Annotated in this window: 19 protein-coding genes and 1 tRNA gene; 17 read left to right on the forward strand and 3 right to left on the reverse strand. The window is 36.2% G+C overall.

What is annotated here, in order from left to right:
* Window positions 1-10 precede the first annotated feature (10 nt).
* Window positions 11-832, reverse strand: a complete 822-nt coding sequence (locus tag HIPMA_RS06580; RefSeq protein ID WP_013682264.1) for an electron transfer flavoprotein subunit beta/FixA family protein — start codon at window positions 830-832, stop codon at window positions 11-13.
* 585 nt (window positions 833-1,417) lie between these two features.
* Between HIPMA_RS06580 and HIPMA_RS06585 the strand changes: the two genes are divergently transcribed.
* Complete coding sequence (locus HIPMA_RS06585; RefSeq protein WP_013682265.1) at window positions 1,418-2,686, forward strand: methyl-accepting chemotaxis protein; 1,269 nt, start codon at window positions 1,418-1,420, stop codon at window positions 2,684-2,686.
* Complete coding sequence (locus tag HIPMA_RS06590) at window positions 2,673-3,491, forward strand: ATP-cone domain-containing protein (RefSeq protein ID WP_013682266.1); 819 nt, start codon at window positions 2,673-2,675, stop codon at window positions 3,489-3,491. Before HIPMA_RS06585 ends, HIPMA_RS06590 begins: the two co-directional genes overlap by 14 nt.
* On the opposite strand, the gene HIPMA_RS06595 is transcribed toward HIPMA_RS06590, so the two are convergent.
* Together HIPMA_RS06595 and HIPMA_RS06600 are read right to left on the reverse strand one after the other, a co-directional pair.
* Window positions 3,488-4,825, reverse strand: a complete 1,338-nt coding sequence (locus HIPMA_RS06595; protein ID WP_013682267.1) for a UDP-glucose dehydrogenase family protein — start codon at window positions 4,823-4,825, stop codon at window positions 3,488-3,490. The genes HIPMA_RS06590 and HIPMA_RS06595 overlap by 4 nt on opposite strands.
* A gap of 16 nt (window positions 4,826-4,841) precedes the next feature.
* Window positions 4,842-6,023 (reverse strand): HD domain-containing protein, encoded by a 1,182-nt coding sequence (locus HIPMA_RS06600; protein ID WP_013682268.1) that lies wholly within the window; start codon window positions 6,021-6,023, stop codon window positions 4,842-4,844.
* A 98-nt stretch (window positions 6,024-6,121) separates the two neighbouring features.
* Between HIPMA_RS06600 and der the strand changes: the two genes are divergently transcribed.
* The 15 genes from der to bamA all read left to right on the forward strand — a co-directional run bounded on the left by der (window position 6,122) and on the right by bamA (window position 17,927).
* Window positions 6,122-7,426: a ribosome biogenesis GTPase Der gene (gene der, locus HIPMA_RS06605; RefSeq protein WP_013682269.1), complete on the forward strand. Its 1,305-nt coding sequence runs from the start codon at window positions 6,122-6,124 to the stop codon at window positions 7,424-7,426.
* Window positions 7,401-8,015: an endonuclease III gene (gene nth / locus HIPMA_RS06610; RefSeq protein ID WP_013682270.1), complete on the forward strand. Its 615-nt coding sequence runs from the start codon at window positions 7,401-7,403 to the stop codon at window positions 8,013-8,015. Before der ends, nth begins: the two co-directional genes overlap by 26 nt.
* Window positions 8,012-8,383: a YkgJ family cysteine cluster protein gene (locus HIPMA_RS06615; RefSeq protein ID WP_041324024.1), complete on the forward strand. Its 372-nt coding sequence runs from the start codon at window positions 8,012-8,014 to the stop codon at window positions 8,381-8,383. Before nth ends, HIPMA_RS06615 begins: the two co-directional genes overlap by 4 nt.
* Window positions 8,374-9,309, forward strand: coding sequence for a hypothetical protein (locus HIPMA_RS06620; RefSeq protein WP_013682272.1), 936 nt, complete (start codon window positions 8,374-8,376; stop codon window positions 9,307-9,309). The genes HIPMA_RS06615 and HIPMA_RS06620 overlap by 10 nt, the downstream gene beginning before the upstream one ends.
* Window positions 9,310-9,401: 92 nt before the next feature.
* Window positions 9,402-9,617, forward strand: coding sequence for a 50S ribosomal protein L31 (gene rpmE / locus HIPMA_RS06625; protein WP_013682273.1), 216 nt, complete (start codon window positions 9,402-9,404; stop codon window positions 9,615-9,617).
* Window positions 9,618-9,636: 19 nt separating this feature from the next.
* Entirely contained in the window at window positions 9,637-9,909 is a 273-nt protein-coding gene (locus HIPMA_RS09430; RefSeq protein ID WP_083809772.1) for a hypothetical protein, read from the forward strand.
* Window positions 9,886-9,963 (forward strand) — tRNA-Arg (locus tag HIPMA_RS06630). The genes HIPMA_RS09430 and HIPMA_RS06630 overlap by 24 nt, the downstream gene beginning before the upstream one ends.
* On the forward strand, window positions 9,963-10,289 hold the full coding sequence (locus tag HIPMA_RS06635; RefSeq protein ID WP_013682274.1) for a DciA family protein: 327 nt from the start codon (window positions 9,963-9,965) through the stop codon (window positions 10,287-10,289). Before HIPMA_RS06630 ends, HIPMA_RS06635 begins: the two co-directional genes overlap by 1 nt.
* A complete protein-coding gene (locus HIPMA_RS09840; protein WP_013682275.1) occupies window positions 10,252-10,383 on the forward strand; it encodes a hypothetical protein in 132 nt (43 codons plus the stop codon). The genes HIPMA_RS06635 and HIPMA_RS09840 overlap by 38 nt, the downstream gene beginning before the upstream one ends.
* Before the next feature lie 14 nt (window positions 10,384-10,397).
* A complete protein-coding gene (locus tag HIPMA_RS06640; RefSeq protein WP_013682276.1) occupies window positions 10,398-11,153 on the forward strand; it encodes an outer membrane protein assembly factor BamD in 756 nt (251 codons plus the stop codon).
* The gene (locus HIPMA_RS06645; RefSeq protein WP_013682277.1) at window positions 11,137-11,475 is read left to right on the forward strand and encodes an Hsp20/alpha crystallin family protein; all 339 of its coding nucleotides are present in this window, start codon (window positions 11,137-11,139) and stop codon (window positions 11,473-11,475) included. The genes HIPMA_RS06640 and HIPMA_RS06645 overlap by 17 nt, the downstream gene beginning before the upstream one ends.
* Window positions 11,476-11,478: 3 nt before the next feature.
* Window positions 11,479-13,842, forward strand: a complete 2,364-nt coding sequence (gene lon / locus HIPMA_RS06650) for an endopeptidase La (RefSeq protein WP_013682278.1) — start codon at window positions 11,479-11,481, stop codon at window positions 13,840-13,842.
* On the forward strand, window positions 13,839-15,029 hold the full coding sequence (locus HIPMA_RS06655; RefSeq protein WP_013682279.1) for an ABC transporter permease: 1,191 nt from the start codon (window positions 13,839-13,841) through the stop codon (window positions 15,027-15,029). Before lon ends, HIPMA_RS06655 begins: the two co-directional genes overlap by 4 nt.
* Window positions 15,026-15,700 carry an ABC transporter ATP-binding protein gene (locus HIPMA_RS06660; RefSeq protein ID WP_013682280.1) on the forward strand — a complete coding sequence of 225 codons (675 nt, stop codon included), beginning with the start codon at window positions 15,026-15,028 and terminating at the stop codon, window positions 15,698-15,700. Before HIPMA_RS06655 ends, HIPMA_RS06660 begins: the two co-directional genes overlap by 4 nt.
* The gene (gene bamA / locus HIPMA_RS06665; RefSeq protein ID WP_013682281.1) at window positions 15,687-17,927 is read left to right on the forward strand and encodes an outer membrane protein assembly factor BamA; all 2,241 of its coding nucleotides are present in this window, start codon (window positions 15,687-15,689) and stop codon (window positions 17,925-17,927) included. Before HIPMA_RS06660 ends, bamA begins: the two co-directional genes overlap by 14 nt.
* The last annotated feature ends 13 nt before the right edge of the window (window positions 17,928-17,940 follow it).

Consider the following 17,940-nt stretch of genomic DNA (forward strand, 5'->3'; position numbering starts at 1 on the left):
AACCTCACCCTTACTGTACTTTTCCCATTTGCTTCAAAACGGGAGTAATTTTTTCATAAAGAGTGTTTAAAATAGCATCCAAAGAATCGCCCTCTAACATTTCACCTCTTTCTCTCTTTGGAGGTGTAAATGCTTTTTTAACCTTTGTTGGAGAATTCTTAAGTCCGCACTGGGAAGCATCAATTTCAGTGTTACTCGAGTTGAGTAGCTTAACCGGAGTCTTCGCTGCCCTTATTAAGTATGGCAAAGGAGCATAGCTTAAAGTATTCAACTCCTCTTCCACTGTCAAGAAGCATGGCATGGGAGCCTCCATAACTTCTTGACCACTCTCAACGAGCCTTACAACCTCAATGGTTTTATTCTCTGGGTCTACCTTTTTAATATCAACAACATACGTAATCAAAGGGATATTAAACCTTGTTGCAATACCTGGACCTGTCTGAGCTGTATCACCGTCTATTGCCTGTTTGCCAGCCCAAAACAAATCTACCGGGCCTTCTTCCTGTATAATCTTCTGAGCACCTGCCCACAAAGCATAGCTTGTTGCAAGCGTATCAGAACCAGCAAAAATCCTGTCACTTAAAAGATAAGCATTATCTGCGCCCATAGCCATTGCCTCTTTGAGGGCATCCTCAGCCATAGGCGGGCCCATACAAACAACAGAAACCTTGCCGCCAAACTCATTCTTGATCCTTACTGCTGCCTCTATGGCGTGTTTGTCGAATGGATTGATGATAGCTGGAACACCTTCCCTAATTAACGTTCCAGTTTCATAATCCACCCTCACTTGAGCAGCATCAGGAACCTGCTTGATAAAAACTAAAGAGTGCACTTGAGCCTCCTTTCAAAAATCTTATTGTTTTCTATGCCGCTATATTTATTACCACAATAAAAAAATAAGTCAAGCCTTTATAGAAAGCCAAAGAACTATAACTCAACTATCTAATTAAAATTTTAAATATGAGATTATATTTGACAACGGTTGAGTAAAATAATATAAAATATTTAAATTTATCGTTAAATGGGAGGTTAAAATGGGGGTAATAGGCACCAGTAGTTTAATCTTTCTTAGTTATTTTGCATTAATGTATATTTCACAGCAAAAAGTGCCTTCTTTGTTTCTTTTGTTGTCCTTTCCATAGGCTTTTTTGTAGGGTTCCTGCTGTATTACTACAAAACTTTTATAAAACCACTGAATAATATAACCCATTTCTGTAATACAAAGCTATGCACAACCTACGATTTAACAGATAGACTTCCAAAAGCCCCCAAGACACTCGGGTTTCTAAACTTAGCAAATGCATTTATATCCAATGTTCAGAATGCACTAAAAAAGACGCTCACAACATCCAATAGCGTTGCCACACAGGCCGCTAAGGTAAGTTTCAATGCAGAAAAAATATCAGGAAACGTAAAAATGGAAGCTGAAGGTATGGAAGAGATTAAAACAACAATGGAAGAGATTAAAGACTCTATCAGCGGTGTTTCAAGAAACATAACAAACACATCAGAGTTTATGCAAAAAGTAAATGATTTGGCAAAAACAGGTGCAGATAAAGCAGAATTAGCAATAGATAAAATTGAAGACATAGCAAAAGAGGCACAAAGAAACGCCGACATGATGAAGGATTTGGGCTCATCATCGGAAGAGATAGGAAAGATTGTTGAGGTTATAAATGAGATAACTGATCAAACAGCCCTCTTATCACTCAATGCAGCAATCGAAGCTGCAAGAGCAGGAGAAGCCGGAAGGGGTTTTGCTGTTGTTGCGGATGAGATAAGAAAATTGGCGGATAAAACGGCACATTCCACAGAACAAATAAGACAAATAGTTATGAAAACTCAGGGCGAAACACAAAAAACCATCGATGCTACACAAACCCTAATCGAAAAAGTGGATGAAGGCAAAGAACTCATAAGAACAGCCTCAGATTCTCTTATAGAAATAGCAAACGGTGTATCTGAGGCAAGCAAGATGATAGAGGATGTTGCAGCTGCAGCAGAAGAACAATCCTCAGCTGTTGATATGATTGCAGAAAGAGTAGAAAAAATGGCAGAGGATGTTGCAAAATCGGCAAATAGAATCGAATCAATAAAAGAAAATACCTATAAAATTTCAAAAACCGCAGAAGAGTTGTTTACATTTATGGTGCAGTTCAAAACCGGCTCATACATAGATAAAGTTTATTCTATTCTACTTGCAGCTAAAGAAGAAATAGAAGATACGTTTAAAAAATCAGTGGAAAATGGAATTATATCACCATCCGATTTATGGGATAGAAACTATATACCTGTACCAAATACCAACCCCCAGAAATACAAAACGCGCTTCACCGACTTTGCAAAGAAATACATTCAACCTATTGAGGATAAATACCTTCAGATGGATCCAAACTTTAAATTTGTAGTTTTAGTGGACAACAATGGATATCTACCTGCTCATAATACAATATACGATAAACCTCTAACAGGGGATTACGAAAAAGACTTAGTAGGTAATCGCTCTATGAGAATATTCAACGACCCAACAGGTCTTGCAGCGGCAAGAAACACAAATCCTGTATTACTTCAAACATACATGAGAGATACAGGTGTTGTCATGAACGACATCTCCACACCCATATATTTTGAGGGTAAGCATTGGGGTGGCTTAAGGATAGGTTTCATCTGGAATGAAGGTAATTAAATCAAATGGTGAGATAGAAGATTTCAGAGCGGATAAACTGATAAACTCACTTATCCGCTCTGGAGCCTCTATTGAAGAAGCTCAAGAAATAACAAACATAATTCAGCTAAAGATAACAAAGCCAACACCTACAAGAACAATTTATAGACTAGCTAAAAATCTTTTAAAAAGAACAAATATTTCTTCATCTATGAAATATTCCTTAAAAAAAGCAATGATGCGTCTCGGGCCTTCTGGATATCCATTTGAGAGGTTTTTTGCAAAAATCATGCAGGCATACGGATTTGAAACGGAAGTAGATATCGTCGAAGAAGGAAGATGCATAAATCACGAGATAGATGTGCTCGCCTTTAATAAAAATACGGTAGTCAGCGTTGAATGTAAATATCACTCCTCTGCTTTTAGGGCATCCGATGCAAAGGTTGCCATGTATGTATATTCAAGGTTCAAAGATTTAGAAGACAAATTAAAGAAAAAATACCACAAAAAGCGTTATGAAGGATGGCTTGTAACAAACACCCGACTCACAATCGATGCTATTAAATTCTCAAGATGCTATAGCTTCAAAGCAATGGGATGGAGATATCCGGAGGATGGGGGGCTGGAGAAGCTTATAGAAAAAAAGAAACTTTATCCTATAACTGTATTAAGCATAAAACAAGACAGTCTACAAAAATTACTAAAACATGAACTTGTAATGGCAACTGATATCATAAGGATCTCTAATGAGTTTTTGGAAAATTTAGGACTAAATCAAAGAAAGATAAACCAACTAAAGAAACAGGCGAGGGCCCTTCTGGGTTAAGCCCTCACACCTATCTGATAATATTCAAAACCAAACTCCTTCAAAAATTCTTTGTTGTATTGATTTCTGCCGTCAAATATTATTGGGTTTTTAAGCCTCTTTTTTATTTCGTAAAAATCAGGGCTCCTGAATTCCTTCCATTCGGTTATCAGAATCATTGCCTCAGCACCGTTGAGTGTATCGTATTTGTTATTGAAGTAGTTTACATGTTTATTATCTTTCAACCAAAAGTTTTTGGCGTTTTCCATAGCCTCTGGGTCGTAAGCATTTATCGTGGCACCTAACTTTGTTAATTCATTTATTATTGTGATTGAAGGCGCCTCTCTCATATCATCTGTTTGTGGCTTAAAGGCCAGCCCCCATACAGCGAAAGTCATTGAGCTTAGATTATCTCCGAATCTATTTAGTATCTTTTTTAAGAAGTAGTAGCGCTGAGAGAAATTCACCTTCTGGGTAGCCTTTATTATTGCAGGTTCTATATCTGCATCAACGGCCATCTTCTCAAGTGCCCTAACATCCTTTGGAAAACAACTGCCTCCATAGCCTACTCCAGGGTATATAAAGTGATAACCGATTCTTCTATCGCTTCCTATGCCTACTCTTACCATGTTTATATCTGCCCCTAAAGCCTCTGCAATGCGGGAAATTTCATTTATAAAAGATATCTTTGTGGCTAACATGGCGTTTGCTGCATATTTTGTAAGTTCTGCACTCCTGATATCCATAGCTATGAAACGCTCATGATTTAAGGTAAACGGCCTATAAAGCTCTTTCATTATTTTCATTGATTTTTCGCTATTGGCGCCCACAACAACCCTGTCTGGTTTCATGAAATCGGCTACAGCATCACCTTCTTTTAAAAATTCAGGATTCGATACAACATCAAATTCAAATGGAATGTTTTCACCGTATCTCTCTTTAAGTTTCTTTTCAATAACAGATCTAACCCTATCTGCTGTTCCTACAGGAACAGTCGATTTGTCAACCACTATCATCTCATGGTCCATATACCGCCCAATGCTTTCTGCGGCTTTTAAAACATGGTTAAGGTCTGCACTTCCATCTTCAGACTGAGGCGTACCAACGGCTATAAAGACAATATCGCTATTTTTCACGCCGTAGGCTATATCGGTTGTAAACTCAATATTCCCCTTCTCTAAATTCTTTTTTATGATCTTATCAAGGCCAGGCTCAAATATAGGAACAATACCCTTTTTTAGTTTCTCTATTTTTTGCCTATCTATATCCACGCAGATTACCCTATTTCCCATCTCAGAAAAGCAAGCCCCCGTAACAAGCCCTACATAGCCGCTTCCTATCATTGTAAGTCTCATGTTTTTCTCCCCTTCCTCAAATAAATAATCTCTTTACAGCTTCATAGTACTCATCTTTTGTCTTTCTAATTCTATTCAAATCTACCTCAACTAAAGCCTCAAGCAAATAGTCAGGATATTTATTTTTAAAACCTCTTATTTGAACTTTAATCTCTTCATCGTCTAAAGATTCCCTATAAGGTCTATCCTGCATCATAGCTGCAACAAAAGAAGAAAGACCAACTACAGCAGACTCAAGCATAGGCTCTTTTCTGCAGGGATACCCGTCTTTTATATAGTTCTCATGGTGCATTGCAACAATTTGAGCCTCATCATTAAAACCCAATCCCCTTAACATCCAATCAGCTTGATATGTATGAGACTTTATAATATTGTAAGTTTCACTATCCAAAGACGGTAAGGAAAATACATCAAACGGTATAATAAGATTACCTACATGCGATACAAGCGAGGCAAATTGAAGCGTTTTTATGTCAAGATCAAGCTTATAACCCAAAGATATAGCTATATTCTTGGTTAAAATCGAATAACCATCAAAAAATGGGGAAATGTTATCGCTTATATAAGCCAGAAAATACGCTACTGCTGTTTTGAATTTATCATCAACTTTTTGACCTTTAAGTCCATCCAATATCTTCAAAACACTTTTATCTACATTTTCTTCAAGCAAGTTAAACCAGAAACAATCCCTTTTTGAAAGTTTCTCAAAAGCCGTTAACATCTCACCATCAAACAGTTCCTTTTTCTGAGATAAAAAATCAAACAACTCATCAAATGCGTATGGGTTTGTAAGGCTTCTATAGGCGACCTCTATATTGTCTGCCAAAAACAAGATACTACCTAAAACAGAGGAATTAGAGTTGCTCGGCGTATGATGTAGTGTTATAGCCGTTGTAACATCCAAATGTAAATTAAAGAATCGTGCAACCCTTCCGCTTAGTAAGGAATGTCTATTTAATTTTTTAAAATCTTCATAAACAATTTGTCTAAAGGTTTCAACCTTGGAGGTGTCATTTAAAAGGGCTATATCGTGAATTAGGGCAGCCTTAACAAGCAAATCTAAGCCAAACTCTTCAAGCCCGAGCTCAGAAGCGATGGAGTGTGCAATTATAGTAACCCTTCTTTGATGAAAAGTATCATTACCTTCAATAGAGTCGGATAACCTACTCAATTCAAACAACACTCTATTTACATCCATTTTTACCTCCTCGTTGAAATATTATAAAAAGGAAAGGCAGCTGGCAAGAACTTGCAAATAATAGTTAAATTGATAATCTATTTATTAAAGGAGGTGTTATGGCTAAGGTTGCAATTGTAGGAAAACCCAACGTGGGCAAATCAACTCTATTCAACGCTTTAGTTAAAAAAAATAAAAGCTTAATTTTGGATATGCCCGGAACAACAAGGGATAGGATATTTGAATACGGAAAAATTGACGATAAAGATGTGCTTTTCATAGATACGGGCGGCTTTGAAACAGAAGGAGAATTCTCCCAAAACATAAACGAACAGATAAAGTTGGCCATAGACTCAAGTGATGCTGTTATAGTAGTATTTGACCTAACAACACCTCTAAGCATCCAAGATGAGGAAATATTTAAATATGTGGTAAAATCAAAGAAACCATATATCTTGACGGCAAACAAAAGCGACATAAAAAAACAAGAATTTGAATACGATTATTACAAATTTGGCGATATTTTGAAGATTTCTGCAGCACACAAAAGAAACTTGAATACATTAAAAGAAAAACTCGGATCTTTAATAAATGAAGTTGAAAAAAGAGCAGACTGCCTCGCAAAAATAGCTATAACAGGAAGATCAAATGTAGGAAAATCGAGCCTAATAAACGCCATTTTAGGAGAAAACAGAAGCGTTGTAAGTGATAAAATAGGCACAACAACAGACAGCATAGACACACCATTTATTTATAACTCAAACTGCTACCTATTAATTGATACAGCAGGAATAAGAAAGAAAGCCAAAACAAAAAAGGCAATAGATAAGCTCTCAAGTATATTCTCTTTCTTTGCTATAGACAGAAGCGATATATGCGTGTTTTTAATCGATGCAAAAGAGGGCTTAACATCAACCGATAAATTTATCATAGATAAAATTATTGAGAAAAATAAAGGATTAATAATAGCTTTAAACAAATGGGATCTTGTAAAAAACACACCGTTTTCAGAGTATGAAAAGCTTCTAAAAGAGCACCTGCCATTTGCTTGGTTTGCAGAATTCATGCCAATAAGCGCAATAGAAGTAAAAAATATAGGTAAACTCCTTAAAAAGATTGAGTCTGTTGAGAAGATATGTTCAAGGCGTATCCCTACGCATGAACTCAACGAAAAACTACATACAATAATAAGGCAAAATGCACCGTTTTCAAAAAAGGGCAAAGAGGTAAAATTAAAATATATAACACAGGTAGATACAAATCCGCCACATTTTGTAATATTCACCAACAGACCCGAGGATATCGAGGAAAACTACAAAAGGTATGTAAGAAACAGTATGTATAAGCTGTTCAACTTCAAAGGTTGCTCCATAAAAATAACCTATAGGAGCTCAAAAAATGAACCAGATATTGGAGAGGATTAAAAAACACTATCCACAGCCCAAATTAGAACTCAACTTTTCAACTCCGTTTGAGCTACTAGTTGCTTTAGTGCTGTCTGCAAGATGCACAGATAAGCTAACAAACAAAATAACGCCCAAGTTGTTTGAAATATTCCCAACACCAGAGGCGCTAAAAGAGGCAGATTATGATGAACTAAACGAATTAATCTCATCATGTAGCATGCACAACACAAAGGCAAAAAACCTGATAGCTATTGCAAAAGCGTTATGCGAATACCACAACTGCAAAGTCCCAGAAAGTTTAGAGGAGCTAACAAAGCTGCCTGGTATCGGCAGAAAAACGGCAAATATCATACTTTCATTTGGCTTTGGAATACCGGCTGTGGGTGTGGATACACATGTATTGAGAATGGCAAACAGATTGGGTATATCAGACTCAAAAAAAGCCGATGTCGTGGAAGAGGAGATAAAACAAAAGATACCGAAAGAGGATTGGATAGTGTTCTATTCCGGATTGATTCTGCATGGAAGACACATATGTAAGGCTAAAAAACCCAACTGTGATGAATGTTTTTTAAACGACATATGCCCAAAGATAGGGGTAAAATGATAAAAAAGGACGGTTTTCAGTTCTGTTTTGACGATACGTTTTGTAAAACCTGTAAAGCTAAATGTTGCATAGGGGATGGATATGTATTCCTGAATGATAAAGATATTGAAAACTTATACACATTTTTGGGAATATCAAAAGAAGACTTCCTAAATAAATACACAAGAAAGGTTTTTGGTAAGGTTGTACTCATAGACCTTGTTATAAAAAATGAGAAACGGTGCGTGTTTTTGGATGATAATTACAGATGTGAGGTCTATCCTAAAAGGCCATTCCAATGCAAAAGCTTTCCGTTTTGGGAAAAACTCAGGTCATTCTCTTTGGATGAACTAAAAAAACTCTGTCCGGCCATCAAACCATGCAGATAAGCTCAATAAACCTATCACCAAAGCAAGCTAAAATACTCATAAAAAACCTAATCCATGTAGGTGAAATAATAGATGCAGAGGTTGTATCAAAAAAATCAGAGAACACCTATATCATAAAAATAAAGGGTGAGCTATTTGAGGCTACTTCAAACACCCAACTACCCACAAATAAAACAAAGTTTGTTGTAAAGCAGCTTTCTCCCACAATTATCCTCAAAATCCTTGATGGAGAAAAACCTCAAGAGTTTATAAAAACAACACTACCACCCATAAATTTAGATCTAAAGGAAGAAGACCTTATAAAAAATATATTACACAGCATAAAAGATGTAAAAACAGAAAACGAACCCATAAAACTCATTTCAAACATAGCAAAACTAAATAATCTAACAAATGATATCCAAATTAAAGCAATTTTATCTGATATAGAACAAGAGTTTGTAAAAAATAAGCTTATAGACAAAAGAAAAATAAATGAAGTGATATTAAAACTAGAGCAAAATATAAACAAAACCGAGACACATAAAGACTTAGAAAAACTCAGCCATATAATAAAGGAGGTTATAAAACAGATAAAAATAGAAAACCCAAATAATCTATTTATGCAAATACCACTGATAAAAGATCAAAAAACGCATCATTTATATATAAAAAATGAAAAAAACAATACAAAACAGAACAAAAAATCATTTAAGATAACAGTTGCATCAAATAGTCAAAGGTTTGGTTTTTTCCAGATTGACGCTTTAGAGATAGAGGGTAGAATATCAATAAAGTTATCTTTTGAAAGCAAAAACTCATTTGAAATATTTTCAAATAAATTGGAGGATATAAAGCGAATCCTGGCCAAAAATGTGAGCCTTTCAATTGAAATGTTAGACAAAAGACCAATATTTAGACCCAAAAAACTTAACATAAAGATATAGAGACATGGAAAAAAACCAAGCTTTATTCTTGCCTAAGCAGGCATTTTATGCTAACCTAACGCAGAAATTCTTTTGAGAAGGGGTGTGAAGGAATGAAAAAGGGTATACATCCTGAGTACAAAATCACGACAATCAGATGTGCTTGCGGAAACGAGATAGTAACGAGGTCAACGGTGGAAAACTTAACCGTTCAGGTCTGCTCAAAATGTCATCCATATTTTACAGGTAAGCAGAGAATCGTTGACGAGACCGGAAGGGTTGAGAAGTTCAACAGGAAATACAGAAGAAACCAAAATAAAGAAAATTAGTGTTTGGGGGTATATAAAAATGGACGGAAAAAGTGATACCTTCAACATCGATAAGGAGTTGGATCTGAGGGGTTTGGATGAGGGCACTATAACCCAGAAAATACAGGATAATCTTAACACCGTGACGGAAGGAAACTTCATGCTTGTTTATGTAAACAGGTATGAGGATATCTCAGTTGTTGCAAAAGCAGCTTTTGCATCTAAAGCCACCGTTGACAACGTGCTTAAGAAAAACGAAAAAGACTGGGTTGTGATGGTTAAAAATGAGGTGCCCGTAGCTCAAGCTGGATAGAGCGTAAGACTCCGGATCTTAAGGTTGGGGGTTCAAATCCCCCCGGGTACGCCATGATACGAAGCGTCGGAGAAATTATAGAGAAAGAGTTAGCGAAAGATAATAAGTGGAAGATTGTAAATTTATCTTCTTATGTTTATGAAGCTATAAAGGCAGTAATGGGTGAAGGTTTATCTTCGCATATAGAGATGTCCGGCTTCAAGGATGGCATAATCTGGATAAAAACGCCAAGCTCCGTGTTTTCTCAAGAATTGTCATTATGGGAAAATCAGATAATAGAGAAGGTTAATGGCATATTTAAAGAACCCGTTTTAAAAGGTATAAGGTTTAGAGAGGCTTGGCATGGAAGACAAAGACAGACTTTCAGAAGAAGAGATTAAAGAAAACGAAGAGAAAAAAAGCATAGCCGACAAAACGTGGGAGGATGATGACTGGGAGGATGACCCAAGTGGCATATCCCCAGGTTGCGGCTAAAAAGGGAGCTTAAGGTGAAAAAAACCATAGCATTGTTGGGTATTTGCGCTATAGCTTTAGCAGGATGTTCATCTCATAAAAAAATTATACCAAAAGAAGAAGAAAAGCCTGCTTATGAATGGTACAACGAGGGTATTCAAGACTACATAAACCACGACTATTCCGAAGCAGAGCACGCATTGACAATGATAAATGCCCAACACCCGGGGAGCATCTATGCAAAGAGGGCAACCATTGCTCTGGGTGACGTTTATTTTGCCAAAGGTGAATATATACTAGCCAGAGATTATTATAGAAAGTTTATAAAACTATACCCAAACAGCAAAGAAGCAGTTTATGCAAAATACCACATAGCCTTAAGTTTTTACAAAGCAAGAAACGGTTATAAATGTGATGCAACACCGGTAAGGGAAGCAATCAAAGAATTTTTAGACCTTTTAGACAAATACCCAAACAATCCATACAAGGATAAAATTTACTACTACATAACAAAGAGCGTTGAGGAGCTATACAAACACGAGCTATTTGTAGCAAAGTTTTATGCAGATTTAGATGAATTTAACGCAGCCAAAAATAGACTCAATTACATGTATAAACACTTCAAAAATGTAAATTTCAATGATGAGATGTTGTTTTTATTGGGTAAAGTTTACTACCATTTAGGTAAAAAACAGCAAGCAAAAGAATTTTTCAAAGAATTAATAAAAAAATACCCAAATAGCGACTACGCAGGAAAAGCAAAAGAATTTATAAATGAGTCAAGCCATTAGAGAAATTGTAAGGCTCCTTTTAATAGAAAAAGGTCCATTATGGGAGCCACCATGCGATATCTTTGAGCATAAGGGTGTATTTACAATAGAGTTAGAGATAACAGACCTTGATACAAATAAATTGAGTATTAATATCAACGATGGAAAAAAAATAACAATTACGGGGGTCAAACACAAAACAATTTTTAAAAGCTCAAATTACCTAAGAGCAGAAAGGTTTTTTGGAAGCTTTAAAAAGCAGTTAGATCTACCCTGCTCTGTCAGGCTTAAAAATATAGATTACTCAGATGGTATTTTAAAAATAACACTAATAAAGGAGTGAGATATGGAACAGGATACCGACAACAGAGATATAATAAACCTTCCAGACACCCTACCGGTTCTGCCGTTAAGGGATATGGTAGTGTTTCCTTATATGATAATCCCCTTGTTTGTGGGAAGGGATTTCTCCATAAAGGCTATAGATGAGGCCCTATCAAAAGATAGAATAATAGTAACACTAACACAGAAAAAAGCAGATATAAATGAACCCAAAGAAGACGAGCTTTACACAACAGGAACGGCGTGTTTGATATTGAGAATGTTAAAGATGCCCGATGGGCGAGTTAAGGTTTTGGTTCAAGGTCTTAAGAAGGTTAAGGTTAGAAATTTCACACAGTTAAAGCCATATATGGAAGCAGAAGTTGAAGAGAAAGTAGATATACCTCCACTCAGCGAACATGAAGAAATGGAAACGGAGGCCCTTATGAGGGCTGTTAAGGACCAACTTCAACAGCTCTCAGCATATAATAAAAATATACCTAATGACATAGTAGTAATAGCCAACAACATAGAGGAACCTGACAAATTTACAGACATTATAGCAAGTAATCTGCAGTTAAAAACATACGTGGCCCAGGAATTATTAGAGATTCCTCTTGTTATAGAAAGATTAAAAAGATTAAATGAAATACTTGATAAAGAACTCCAACTTTTGGCCCTCCAGACAAAAATACAAAATCAAGCCAAAGAGGAAATATCAAAAACACAAAAGGAATATTTCCTGCGCGAGCAGATGAAGGCCATTAAAAAGGAATTAGGTGAGGGAGATATCTCCGATGAAATAGAAGAGCTAAAAGAAAAGATAAAAAAGGCCAAAATGCCGAAAGAGGCACAAAAAGAGGCCGAAAAGCAACTCCTAAGGCTCTCTAAAATGCACCCCGACTCAGCCGAAGCAAATGTTATTAGAACATATTTAGATTGGCTTATAGCAATGCCATGGAGTAAACGCTCACAAGAGAAGATAAACATAAAAGAGGTTGAGCGCATACTAAATGAAGATCATTACGATATAAAGGAAGCAAAACTAAGGATATTGGAATACTTATCAGTTAAGAAACTCAAAAAAGACATGAAAGGTCCTATTCTGTGTTTTGTAGGACCGCCAGGTGTAGGCAAAACATCATTAGCAAAATCCATAGCCAGGGCAATAAACAGAAAACTTGTTAGAATCTCTTTGGGTGGTGTTAGGGATGAGGCTGAGATAAGGGGACATAGAAGAACCTATGTAGGAGCACTGCCTGGAAGGATTATACAAGGCCTAAAACAGGCAGGCGTGAAAAACCCTGTGTTTGTATTGGATGAAATAGATAAACTCTCAAGGGATTTTAGTGGTGATCCGGCAAGTGCATTACTTGAAGCATTAGATCCAGAGCAAAACAGCGAGTTTGAAGACCATTATTTGGGTGTACCGTTTGACCTATCCGAAGTATTTTTTATAACAACAGCAAATACAACAGAAACAATACCCCCTCCGCTTCTTGACAGAATGGAGGTAATCAGATTATCCGGCTACACCGTGGAAGAAAAAATGAAGATAGCAAAAAAATACATAATACCAAAACAGATAAAAGAGCATGGCCTGGATAAATTCGAAGTGAAATTCACAGACGGTGCTATAAGGAAAATCATAGAAAACTACACTCGTGAAGCTGGTGTAAGAAACTTAGAAAAAACAATAGCAAAAGTATTAAGAAAAATAGCAAAGGAAATAGCAGAAGGCTCAAAGCAGACAAGTTTCCAAATTACATCAAACAACTTGCTAAAATATTTGGGCGTTCCCAGCTTCAGTGTAGATGAAAAGCTCGATAAAAACTACATAGGCATAGCAACAGGTCTTGCCTGGACGCCGGTGGGTGGAAGTGTACTGTTTATAGAGGTTTCAAAAGTAAAAGGCTCAGGCAAGCTCCTGCTTACAGGCTCACTGGGTGATGTAATGAAAGAGTCTGCCCAAGCAGCGTTAACATTTGCAAGAAGCAGATATGAAATGTTAGGATTAGACGAGAACTTTTATGAAAAATACGACCTGCATATACATGTACCAGAAGGGGCAACACCAAAGGACGGGCCAAGCGCTGGCATAACCATAGCTACAGCTATTATATCATGTTTAACGGAAACCCCTGTAAGGCATGACATAGCCATGACAGGTGAAATAACCTTAACAGGAAGGGTTCTGCCAATAGGAGGACTAAAAGAAAAAACCTTAGCAGCGCTAAGAGCAGGGATAAATGAAATTATTGTACCTTATGATAATAAAAAGGATGCCGAAGAGGTACAAAACCAGATAAAATCTAAAAAACTTAAATACCACTTTGTAAAAACAATGGAAGAAGTGCTTGATAAAGCACTAGCAAAGCCCATAAAGTGAACTTTGAAAGCTTTTTAGCTTTTCGATACATAAAATCATCTAAAAACAAAGAAAAGTTTATTTCCTTCTCGGCTTTGATGTCTATTTTAGGCATCATTGTTGGGGTAGCAGCTTTGATCATCGTAATGGGGGTTATGAACGGTTTTGATAATGAACTTCAACGTAAAATCGTTGATGTAAACCCCCATGTGCTTGTAAAAAATGTCTCAGGTCTATTCGATTACAATCAAACCATTATAAATAGGATAAATAGCCAAAAAGGTGTAAAAACTGTATCGCCTCTACTTGTAACCCAGGGAATGATAAGCTCAAACAATATTTCAACCGGCGTTGTAATCAACGGAATAGATATATCAAAAGAGCAAAATATAAAAAGATATATCACAAAAGGCAAACTCAAAGGCGGGGTTGTTTTAGGATTTGAACTCTCAAAAATATTAGGTGTTGGCGTGGGTGGAAATGTACGGATAATCCTGCCATTTGGGAAAACCACTCCGTTTGGATTCGCACCTCTATCATTTAAGGAGAAGGTTGTTGGAATATTTAAAAGTGGCATGTACGATTATGACTCAAGCTTTGTCTATATTCCCTTAAAAGAGCTATGGGCGAAAACAAGTTTAAAAGGCAAGATAAACACTATTGCTGTAGAGCTAAACGATCCCTTCAAAGCAAACAAATTTACAGAGCATCTTGCTGGCGTTATGCCGTTTAGCTTTTATGCATCAAGTTGGATTAAACTAAACAGCAATTTCTTCACTGCCTTAAAGCTTGAAAAATTCGCAATGTTTATAATACTCATGCTAGTAGTCATAGTTGCAGCTTTCAATATAACAAGTTCTCTAATGATGCTTGTTATGGAAAAAACAAAAGATATAGCAATATTAAGGAGTTTTGGAGCAACAAAGAAAAACATAAAAAACATATTCATAAAACAGTCTGCCATTATAGGTGCTGTAGGAGTTATTGTAGGTGATATTTTAGGTCTTGCATTGAGTTTCTTGCTTAAAAAATACCATTTTATAAAACTCCCCAGCGATGTTTATTACATAACCACCATTCCTGTTGAGTTAAGTCCATTTATGGTTGTAGCAATAAGTGCGGTGGCTTTTTTGCTTGTTGTAGCATCAAGCCTTTACCCTGCATTTAAAGCCTCAAAGCTCAATATAATAGAGGTTTTAAGACAATGAGTATAATCTTAGAAACCAAAAGCATAAAAAAGTCATTTGTAAGTGGCCAGAGAACTATAACGATATTAAATGGATTGAACATAGAGATAAGAAAAGGAGAAATGGTAGCTATAATGGGTGTTTCTGGCTCTGGAAAAAGCACACTTTTGCATATCCTGGGCCTTCTAAGCGAACCGGACGAGGGGGAAATATATTTTTTGGATAGTAAAATAACATACAAAAATGAAAATAAGCTTGCCTTTATAAGAAACAGGTATATAGGTTTTGTGTTCCAATTCTACTCATTAATCGGCGAACTAAATGTAGTACAAAACATAATGTTACCATCCATGATAAACAACAAACCAGATAAAAAAAAGGCTTTAGAGTTATTAGAACTCGTTGGGCTGGGTACAGAAAAAAAAGATAAATACCCATCAACTCTATCTGGAGGTGAGCTACAGAGGGTTGCAATAGCCAGAGCACTGATGGTAAGCCCTGCCTTGGTGATAGCCGATGAGCCAACGGCTAATCTTGACAAAGCTGCCTCAATAGATATAGTTAAAACTATGAGGGAAATTAATCATTCGACCAATCAAACATTCATAATAGCTACCCATAGCGAGGATGTTGCGAATATGTGCGATAGGATTCTTTTTTTATCAGGGGGATTATTACATGAAAAAAATTAAGGCCTTATTTATACTGTTTTTTGTAGTTCTTTCTTTAGAGGTTTATGCAAAACCCGTAGTCTCCATAAGAATAAAGGGCAATCTAAGAACGGATAAGGAAACGATAAAAAACGTTATAAAGACAAAGGTAGGTAGCAAGGCCTCTATAAAGCAAATCGATAAGGATATATTAAACATATATAGCCTGGGTTTTTACAAAACAGTCTCAGCTACTGAAGATATTACCCAAAATGGCGTAATTATAACATTTAAAGTAAAAGAAAAGCCTTCTGTCAGATACATAATGTTTAAGGGAAATGACGAGATAAGTGATAAAAAACTACAAAAGGCATTAAAGATAAAACCGTATAATATCCTTAACAAAAAACTCATAGAATCCACTATAGACAACATAATGGGCATGTATGCCTCGAAAGGCATGTATCTAACAAGAATAAACTACACATTAAAAAAAGTATCAGGCAACAGGGTCGATATAATATTCCACATAAAAGAAAGCAAGGAAACCGTCATTCGTGATATAAATATTATTGGCAATAAACATTTAGATGTTGATGAACTTAAAGATGGCCTTAAAAACCATGTAAAGAAAGGACCTTACATATTAACATTCCTACCGTGGTTCTATACAGGTAAATTGAGAATAGATTCATTAGAAAGCGATAGACAAAAAATCATAGACAAATACCTATCTAAAGGTTATTTGGATGTAGATGTAAGCGAACCTATGGTAAACATAGAACCAGATACAGGCATTGTTCATATAGATATATCCATACATGAGGGTCAACCTTATAAGCTAAGCTCTATAGGGTTCAAAGATATCGATCCACTAAAACCCCAAAAGCTTCTGGAGGTGCTTAACTTAGAAAAGGGCAAACCTCTAAATGTTGTAAAACTCAGAAAAGCCATTGAAAAGATAACGGATATGTATGGAGACTTGGGATACGCCTTTGCCGACGTTTACCCAGACATAAGAAAAAACAAAAAGACGCATGAGGTAGAACTCACTATTATTGTAAATAAAGGACAAAAGGTCTACATTTCAAGAATAGAGATAACTGGAAATATTAGAACCCATGACAACGTAATAAGGAGAGAGTTGCTGCTTAAGGAAGGCAGCTTGTATTCAACAACAAAGATAAAAAAATCAAAGAGAAATATTACCAATTTGGATTATTTTGAAAATGTTAAAATAAAAACAAAAAGGATAGCTCCAAATAAAGTAAAGATGATTGTAGATGTAAAAGAAAAAAGAACAGGAATGCTGAGCCTGGGTGTAGGATATGGATCATATACAAAATTTGGGGCAATGGGTTCTATTTCTGAAACCAACCTATTCGGAACGGGCATACACGGAAAACTCTCAGCTAATATATCATCAAAATCATCCCTGTTTGACTTAAACCTAACAAACCCGTGGTGGCACAATAAACCCATATCAATAGGAGTAGACATATTCCATCAAGAATTTGACAACTATGATTACAAAAGAAAATCCACTGGTATAGTTCCTGCAATATCAAAAAGATTCTGGGATCAAACACTTACTGTAGGCGTAAAATACTCAATAACAAGGGATAAAATTACATTGGATACAGACAACCCAGGATATTACTTGAAAGAACAGGAAGGAACCCACACAGATAGTTCTATAATACCATTCATATCATACAACACCCTTGATAATTACATACTTCCAACAAAGGGTATAAATTCAAATCTCACACTAAGGTTTGCGGGCCTTGGGGGTGATAGAAGGTATTACAAGGCTGTATTATTTAGCGAGTATTTTCACCCGCTATTCTGGGATTTTATAGGCCATATAAAGGGAGAGGGAGGTATCATAAAAGCATACGGTGGTAAAAAAACACCTGTAGATAAGAGATTTTTTATAGGTGGCATTGATTCATTGAGAGGATTTGAAGAGGGAAAGGTATCACCTGAGGACAGCGATGGCAATTATATAGGAGGTGAAAAGGAGTTTTATGGCTCAGCTGAGGTAATTTTCCCTATTATTGAGGCATTACATTTCTATGGTGTTGTTTTTGGCGATGTAGGAAATTGTTGGACAAATAGTTTTGGCAGCATAAAAAAGGATGCTGGAGTTGAGATAAGGTGGATATCACCACTTGGACCCATCAGGATATCAATAGGAAAGAATCTATCGCCTAAAGATGGAGAAAAGAGCACTGTGTTCCTATTCTCCGCAGGAGCTTTATTTTAAAAAAGGAGGGATT

Origin of the sequence: Hippea maritima DSM 10411, assembly GCF_000194135.1 — a bacterium.
GTDB lineage: Bacteria > Campylobacterota_A > Desulfurellia > Desulfurellales > Hippeaceae > Hippea > Hippea maritima.